The following is a 6,844-nucleotide window of genomic DNA, read 5'->3' on the forward strand; positions in this document are numbered from 1 at the left end:
CTTTGTCCTTAGTTCGTGAACATTTTTGGCCGACAGAGCCGAAAGACGAAACGGATTAAATTGAGTCTCCTTCCGAGGTGAGGGGAACGGATGCCCCCTGCCTTTTTTAAGGGCTTTCCATGAGTGACATGAGATGGACATTCTCGGACTTGTACACTAACGTAGCCGAGTTCCTAGGTCTTGGTTCAAGTCCCACCGGCAGCAACCTGACAATGGTGAAGAACTATACCTATCGTGGGTACATGAAGCTGCTGACTGAAATGAATCCAGCTTTGCGCCGGAGACACCCGTGGAGCTTCCTAAAGAAATCGGCACAGTTAATTACCAGCGATGGGGTGTATAAGTATGGCTTGCCAGAAGATTTTTGGTGTCTGGTTGACCCGGTGAACTTTGATTCGGATGACGGCTATGCGCCGCTTACCAAAGTGTCGAGGGAATATATCAAACGGCTGCGGGCCGCCACGACTTATGAGTCTGTTCCAACACATGTTAGTGTCGGGTCCGGGGATTATAGCCCGTCCACCAAACAAGGCGGTGAGATTTGGTTATATCCAACGCCGAACAAGGAGTACAAATTCCAGTATGACTACACCTTCATGCCGGAAAAACCCACCTCGGACTCCGATTACTTTGTGGGCGGACCAGAAGTGTCTGAGGGCATTCGGTTATGTGCCCTGGCGGTAGCCGAAGCAGAAGAGGATGAAATTGTAGACGGGCCAATGCAAAGACGGGCGGCTGCATATCTGTTGTCTTTGATGATGGCAGATATGACAGTCGATACTCCGGACACCGTTGGCCCGATGCGTAACGGTAGTGCACAGAGCGTGGAACTAGATAATCGTTATGTGCGATCAATTCGGGACTTACAAACGTGGTATGATGATCTTAGTATCTAAGGAGTAGAAAATGGGTAATGTGAGTGCATATAACATCAACGCTGCTTTGGCCCGGTCGCCGGAAGGTATTGCTTTTGGGAAGGTGGCGCAGCGAGTGAAGGCCGCCGATTTCACGGACGGTGGTGGCACTTCCGGAACACTGACCATGAACCAGCAAATCCCGGCGAAGTCTTTCGTATTAGGGACTTTTGTGAACGTCATTGAAGCTTTTGACGATGACACGTCTGCTGCTTTGAAAGTCGGCAAAACCAGTGGCGAGGATGAGTTTAGTGATGGAACGTCGATTGATGTTTCGTCCGCTGGCGTGGCAGGGGATAGTCCGGAAGACCCCCTTGAGTTCTTGGCTTCAGCACAGAGCGTCTACTTGCAGCTTACTTCCGACAGTGATTTTACGGACGTGGCGGCGGGTGACGGTGAGATGATTGTGGAAGTCTGGTATCTGACTGCTGATCGTAGTGACCTGACTCGCGGATACCCGGACCGCAATCGTAAAGGCTAAGGAGTAAATCATGGCACAGAATGACGGAAAGAGCATTCAATTGGCTACGTCAAAAGGCGGCGTTGAGGTATTGACGATTGCCAACGATGTGGCTCAGGGAGCGGATCAGCCGTGCCGACGAGCGTGGATTTACTCTCCGACAGGAAACAATGACGCGTATTACAATCATGGAGCCACCGCCGATGCGGACGATTACCTGTTGTTAGAGGGGGTAGAGATTGAACTTCCCATCTCCAACACCAATCAGATCAACATTTACGGCACGGATGGTGATAAGATTTATGTGCGCTGGTACGGATAAGGAGTAATAACGTGGCACGCAAAGTTTCATTATCCCGGCAGAAGTTTGGTCCGGTTGGTTATTCCGAAACTCCCGATGAGGTCATTACCCCACAAGGAAAAACGCAAACTCCACAAGGGGTGCGTAACTTTCAACGTCGGCGTCGAGAGACTGAATCGGCTCCTGGATATGAATCCCCCGGTCGCTCATGGTCTTTGCCAGACCAGAGTTTGAATTTGGTGGAAAAGATTCAGTGGGATGCCATGAAACAGAGGTTGGCTAGGGACAAGGAAGTCCAAGCCTCCTGGAAGCGGTATCAAGAGCTTACGAAAGGCGGGGAACAATGGGACTATGACTCGTGGTTGTTCTTGAATTATGGAAAAGGCAATCTGGGCGGGCAACGACTGAGCCAGTACACAGGGAGATTCTAGATGAAGATTGAACTACCAGCACCAGTCAAAGGCGTATTCAAGGGCTTTTCAGCGGATAAGTCCCCTCAGTTGACCTCTGCATACATGAATAATGTACGCCCGCGAGATGTGTTGGAGGGCAAGATGCGGATCGGCCAGCGTCCGGGGCTGGACAAGTGGGGGAACGGAGACCAGATCGGGGAAGAGGAACAGCCGGTAGTGTTTATCCTGTCCGTAGCGAGTGTGGTATGAGCATTATATCCCAACAATCCGAATGGGATACATATATTGCCTTAACCCCTAAGCCGGGGCATAGGTATAAAAAGGCACGCGCTATTGCGCTCTCACAAACCACCACGCTAGATTATATATATGTGCCTAGCCCCAATCCCTTTACTCAATATGTAGGGGTTGAGGTTTGTGCAGATGCAGGTGGCGTTCCTGGGGAGGTTCTAAGGGATTCATTGCCAACGTGGTCTAAACGTCACACTCTCAATCTTACTGTATCGCCCGGCGTATATTGGTTTGTGCTATATCCAACAACGGATGCTTCGTTTTATGGGAAAACGGGTGTTCCATCTGTAAGGGATTTAGACTACGGGACCACAGAATGGTATTCTACCGGTGTGGCATATGTATATACCTTATATGGCGAGATAGAGGAGCCACCGCCACCCCCCGCCCAGGCCACGAACCCCACTCCCACAGACAATGCCTGGGGCGTGAAGTTGAATCTTCCCTATTTGCAATGGGAGTGTGAGACAGAAGGTGCAACATTTGATGTTTACTTCAAACAGGCATCTGGTGAAGCTTTTGGTTTTTTCACTCAAATCGCGAACGATTGGCCGCTCAATTTTATCTTCCTGCCCGATGTGATTGATCCTGAACTTGTTTTTCCAAGTAATGGAAAGATTCCCCCCCTGACCTATGGGGGAAACGTTGGGGCTGGAGAAGGATATTATTGGCGAGTTGACACAAGATCAGGGGAGGAAGTAGTCCAGGGGGACGTATGGTCGTTTAGTACCATTTCCTTTGCTCCACCCCTTCCGGACGGGCTTACACTTCCGCCAGGAACAACGGAACCTACGGGAGTCGCGACAGGACGAAACGCCATGAAGACCCTGCGGCGGCTGGTAGCATTTACCAAGAACTCTGTTTTTTACGAGACCTGAACATGAGCTTAGCGGATTATGGTGAAAACAAGATTCTGGACGAGTGGTTTACGATTTTCGGTTCGACCTTATATGTTGGACTTTCGACGGCTGATCCCCTGGATGATGGAACCGGATTGGCCGAGCCGACGGGGGGAGGATATGCCCGCAAAGCAACGACAAATGCCGATTGGAATGCCGCCAGTGGAGGAAGTCGCACTAATTCTGTGGTATTTACCTTTGATCCAGCAACCGGAAATTGGGGAACCATTTCTCATGTCTGTTTTTTTGACGCGCTTAGTGGCGGAAACTTGTTAGCGTCCGGGGCACTAACCCAGCCAAAAGCTATTTCGGCGGATCAGGTTGCTAGCTTCCCGGCCGCATCCTTGACGATTGGCTTGGATTAGATATGCCCTTGATGGACTATTATAATTCGGGGGATGACCAAAGTTATTCTGTTGGTACAACGGAATGGCGTGCCCAGACTTTTACCCCTTCGACTACCTATTCCATAAGCTTGGTCAAAATCAAGGCTTATTATATGTTCAACCCCCCTTCCTCAGTAATCGTTAGCATTCGTGCGACGAGCGGGGGTTTGCCAACGGGGGATGACTTAACTTCCGGGGAATTGCCTGGAGATCAACTGCCCGTCGCGATAGGCGATTGGGTTAGCATTAGTTTGACTCCGTATGAACTAACGCAGGGTACGCAATACGCTATTGTGGTGCGAATCATCGCCGGAGGTTTTGTAAATGTTTTTTGGCAAGTAGACGGTTCCACTCCAACATACGAAGGGGGGATGTTTGTTAGGTCTGCCGACTCCGGGGGCTCCTGGGTAGCTGAACCAACGTATGATGCTATGTTTGAGATCTATTCGGGGGCACAGACCACCGAGCTATCAGGCACTATAAATGGGCAAGGATCATTTATTGGGCTTTTGGGGGTATATGCTAATCAATCTCTTGGTGGCAGTTTCGTTGGGACGGGCAGTTTAGGTGGTGGGATTCTTCTCAAGCCTAATTGGCGGACGGAGCGGTTCAAGACTATTCAACATCTTGTCGCCATTGGCAATGACGAAGTATGGAGTGAGACTATGGCGGGAACCATGACACAAGTGGCAGCGAGTGTGGGCGAGATCAATACGTCCGATATGCTATCCGCGTTCGAGGCATTTCAGAAGGTGTTCATTGTCAACGGGGCCAATAAGAAGGTCCTGGATTTCATCAATGACAAGCTAACGGTCGCCGCACCGCTCACCACGCCGCCGTTAGCGGGCGACACGCTGACCCAGGCCGCATCCGGTGCCGCGATGATTGTGGACGCGGTGTCGGCGGATAAGACAACGATCTACGGGTACCGTATCACGGACGCCACGTTCGACACAACGAACTCCGTAACGTCGGACAATGAGGGTGGGGATACGATGGGCCCCTCCAGTTTTGTACCGGCCACCGCAACGTCAAGAAGCTCAGGGCCCTTCTGGTACGACTGGGTCCCCCACCCTTCCAAGATCACACAGATGCCGGTCAAGGCGTACCTCTCGTGCCTGTACCGTGGCCGGGCGGTTCTCGCCGGTAACCCGGAGGACCCCCACCAGTGGTATATGAGCCGACAGGCGGACCTGTTCGATTGGGATTTCGCCTCGAATGACGCACAGTCCGCCGTCGCTGGAACGAACGCGGACGCCGGTAAGGTGGGGGACGTGATTCGTGCTCTCGTGCCGTACCACGATGACTATTTGTTCTTCGGCTGTGCCAATTCGATATGGCTCCTGGATGGTGATCCCGCTGCGGGCGGGACCCTACAGCCGCTTAGTGATACGGAAGGGATGCACGGAGCCTATAGTTGGTGCTTCGATTCAGAGGGCAACCTGTGGTTCTGGGGAACGAGCGGGATTTGCGTGATCCCGCCGGGGCCGGGGAAGCCCGTGTGCCGGACCGCCCACATTCTCCCGAAACTCTTAGATGAAGAGAATATCGACCCCGCCCGGTATCGTATCGTTTTCGGGTATGATAAGAAACGTACCGGTATCTTTATCTCCATCACCAAGTTGGCGGACGGTACCAACTCATGCTACTGGTTCGATCTCAAAACGGAGGGGCTGTTTCCAGAAAGGTACCCGGAGCAATGCGGGGCGTATTCGATACACTACTATCATACGAATGATGATGGACTGTCGGACCTCTTGGTCGGATGCCGGGATGGGTACATCCGCCATTGGGATGATGCCGCGAAAGACGACGACATTGGATTGGTCGATCAGGCTATCGACAGTTATGCCGTGGTCGGCCCCGCCGCTATGGGCAACCCCCCCGGACGTGAGGGGACGCTCAGCGGCGTGCAGATCGAAACCGGCGGCGGGAATATAGGTGGGGCGGAAGCGGATTCGGACCCCATCACGTACTCTATATACACCGATCTAACCGCTGGGGGGGTCATCGAAAAAGCCATCGCCAACAATTCCCGGCTTACCCGTACCGTCCTCGCTCCCGGTTGTCGGCGGGGCACGCGAAACCGGCAGGTGGTACGCGGGGCGTTCGGGGCCGTACAGTTGCGTAACAATACCAAGGGACAATCCTGGGCCGTTGAGAAACTGGTCCTCAATGAATAGGAGGTCAACATGGCAAACTCTGCACTAACATCTTATCTGGAGGCCGCTGAGAAAGCCCGCAGCCGGACGCAGGAGCGGTTGGACGAGGCACTGCGGCTTGCGGAACGGTCGATTGGGCTGTGGGAAGGCCCGGACAGTGAGTACATGAAGGGAATCCAGAGCCAGCTAGAACGAGAGCGTAAGAAGTATCTCGCCGGGGGCACGCAGTCCCTGGTACAATCCGGGCTCTTCAATACCACCATGCGGGCGGGATTAGGTGGCCGGTTCGCTGAGGAGGTCGCCGCACCCACACTGTCACAGGCCCAGGCCCGGCAGATGGAATTACTGTCCCAGGCTCTCATGCAAAAAGCGGGCATTCTTGCCTCCGTGGAAGATGTTGGCCCCGACCCGGCCCTCCTCGCCTCACTTACCCAGGCGGCGAATACGTATGATCCCTACGGCGGGCGGACTACCTTCGGCGAGAGCAGCTTCGGAAACTACGGCCCCTCTACGACATGGGCCGCATCCTCCGCCCAGGAAGCGGCACAGGCGGAACAGGATCGGCTAGCTCAGATTGCACGTAACCGGGCGAACGCGGACTCGTATGGCACAGGCTCCGTACCGAACGCGTTTTCACTGGGGGGTAGCGTGGTCCAGCCCGCGGCTACGACCTCTACGCGGAAGCCGGGGTTCGGCACGGAGCCCAAGACCCCCGTGCTGGATGTAACCCACCTCTACCAACCGTTCGGGTACGGACTGGCGGGGCAGTATGTACGCGTAAGGTGATATATGGGTATACCCAATCTAGGCCCGGCACCGAAGGCGAGAGACCCGGAGGCGGTCAAACGCTGGCTTCATAAGTTGAGCCGCCAGGTCGGGGTGGGGGCGGCCCCCACGTTTCGGGGGCTCACCGTTACGGGAACGGTAAGTCTAAACCTTCCGGACGGTCTGGTGTACGTGAAGGACAAGATCGTAAAGAGTGGTCCGTTTGATGCGGACCTTGGGTGTTATAGAATAG

Annotated in this window: 10 protein-coding genes; all 10 read left to right on the plus strand. The window is 53.8% G+C overall.

From position 1 onward, the window contains the following. The first annotated feature begins 119 nt into the window (after positions 1-119). Complete coding sequence (locus tag PHI12_12520; GenBank protein MDD5511614.1) at positions 120-896, plus strand: hypothetical protein; 777 nt, start codon at positions 120-122, stop codon at positions 894-896. A 10-nt stretch (positions 897-906) separates the two neighbouring features. Continuing rightward, positions 907-1,395, plus strand: coding sequence for a hypothetical protein (locus PHI12_12525; GenBank protein MDD5511615.1), 489 nt, complete (start codon positions 907-909; stop codon positions 1,393-1,395). Positions 1,396-1,405: 10 nt separating this feature from the next. Beyond that, positions 1,406-1,696 (plus strand): hypothetical protein, encoded by a 291-nt coding sequence (locus tag PHI12_12530; protein ID MDD5511616.1) that lies wholly within the window; start codon positions 1,406-1,408, stop codon positions 1,694-1,696. A gap of 11 nt (positions 1,697-1,707) precedes the next feature. Next, positions 1,708-2,106 (plus strand): hypothetical protein, encoded by a 399-nt coding sequence (locus PHI12_12535; protein MDD5511617.1) that lies wholly within the window; start codon positions 1,708-1,710, stop codon positions 2,104-2,106. After that, positions 2,107-2,337: a hypothetical protein gene (locus tag PHI12_12540; GenBank protein MDD5511618.1), complete on the plus strand. Its 231-nt coding sequence runs from the start codon at positions 2,107-2,109 to the stop codon at positions 2,335-2,337. Beyond that, on the plus strand, positions 2,334-3,257 hold the full coding sequence (locus tag PHI12_12545; GenBank protein MDD5511619.1) for a hypothetical protein: 924 nt from the start codon (positions 2,334-2,336) through the stop codon (positions 3,255-3,257). The genes PHI12_12540 and PHI12_12545 overlap by 4 nt, the downstream gene beginning before the upstream one ends. 2 nt (positions 3,258-3,259) lie before the next feature. Next, a complete protein-coding gene (locus PHI12_12550) occupies positions 3,260-3,643 on the plus strand; it encodes a hypothetical protein (protein MDD5511620.1) in 384 nt (127 codons plus the stop codon). A 188-nt stretch (positions 3,644-3,831) separates the two neighbouring features. Continuing rightward, on the plus strand, positions 3,832-5,847 hold the full coding sequence (locus PHI12_12555) for a hypothetical protein (protein MDD5511621.1): 2,016 nt from the start codon (positions 3,832-3,834) through the stop codon (positions 5,845-5,847). Between the two features lie 9 nt (positions 5,848-5,856). Then, positions 5,857-6,612, plus strand: coding sequence for a hypothetical protein (locus tag PHI12_12560; GenBank protein ID MDD5511622.1), 756 nt, complete (start codon positions 5,857-5,859; stop codon positions 6,610-6,612). A 3-nt stretch (positions 6,613-6,615) separates the two neighbouring features. Next, positions 6,616-6,844: hypothetical protein (locus PHI12_12565; GenBank protein ID MDD5511623.1), on the plus strand; the 229-nt coding region annotated here is incomplete at its 3' end.

The sequence above is a fragment of the Dehalococcoidales bacterium genome (assembly GCA_028716225.1).
Taxonomy (GTDB): domain Bacteria; phylum Chloroflexota; class Dehalococcoidia; order Dehalococcoidales; family UBA5760; genus UBA5760.

Excerpts from the sequence above, each read along its gene's own strand:
- PHI12_12530 (MDD5511616.1), top strand. The coding sequence starts at position 1,406 with ATGGCACAGAATGACGGAAAGAGCATTCAATTGGCTACGTCAAAAGGC.
- PHI12_12550 (MDD5511620.1), top strand. The coding sequence starts at position 3,260 with ATGAGCTTAGCGGATTATGGTGAAAACAAGATTCTGGACGAGTGGTTT.
- PHI12_12560 (MDD5511622.1), top strand. The coding sequence starts at position 5,857 with ATGGCAAACTCTGCACTAACATCTTATCTGGAGGCCGCTGAGAAAGCC.
- PHI12_12545 (MDD5511619.1), top strand. The coding sequence starts at position 2,334 with ATGAGCATTATATCCCAACAATCCGAATGGGATACATATATTGCCTTA.
- PHI12_12525 (MDD5511615.1), top strand. The coding sequence starts at position 907 with ATGGGTAATGTGAGTGCATATAACATCAACGCTGCTTTGGCCCGGTCG.
- PHI12_12520 (MDD5511614.1), top strand. The coding sequence starts at position 120 with ATGAGTGACATGAGATGGACATTCTCGGACTTGTACACTAACGTAGCC.
- PHI12_12540 (MDD5511618.1), top strand. The coding sequence starts at position 2,107 with ATGAAGATTGAACTACCAGCACCAGTCAAAGGCGTATTCAAGGGCTTT.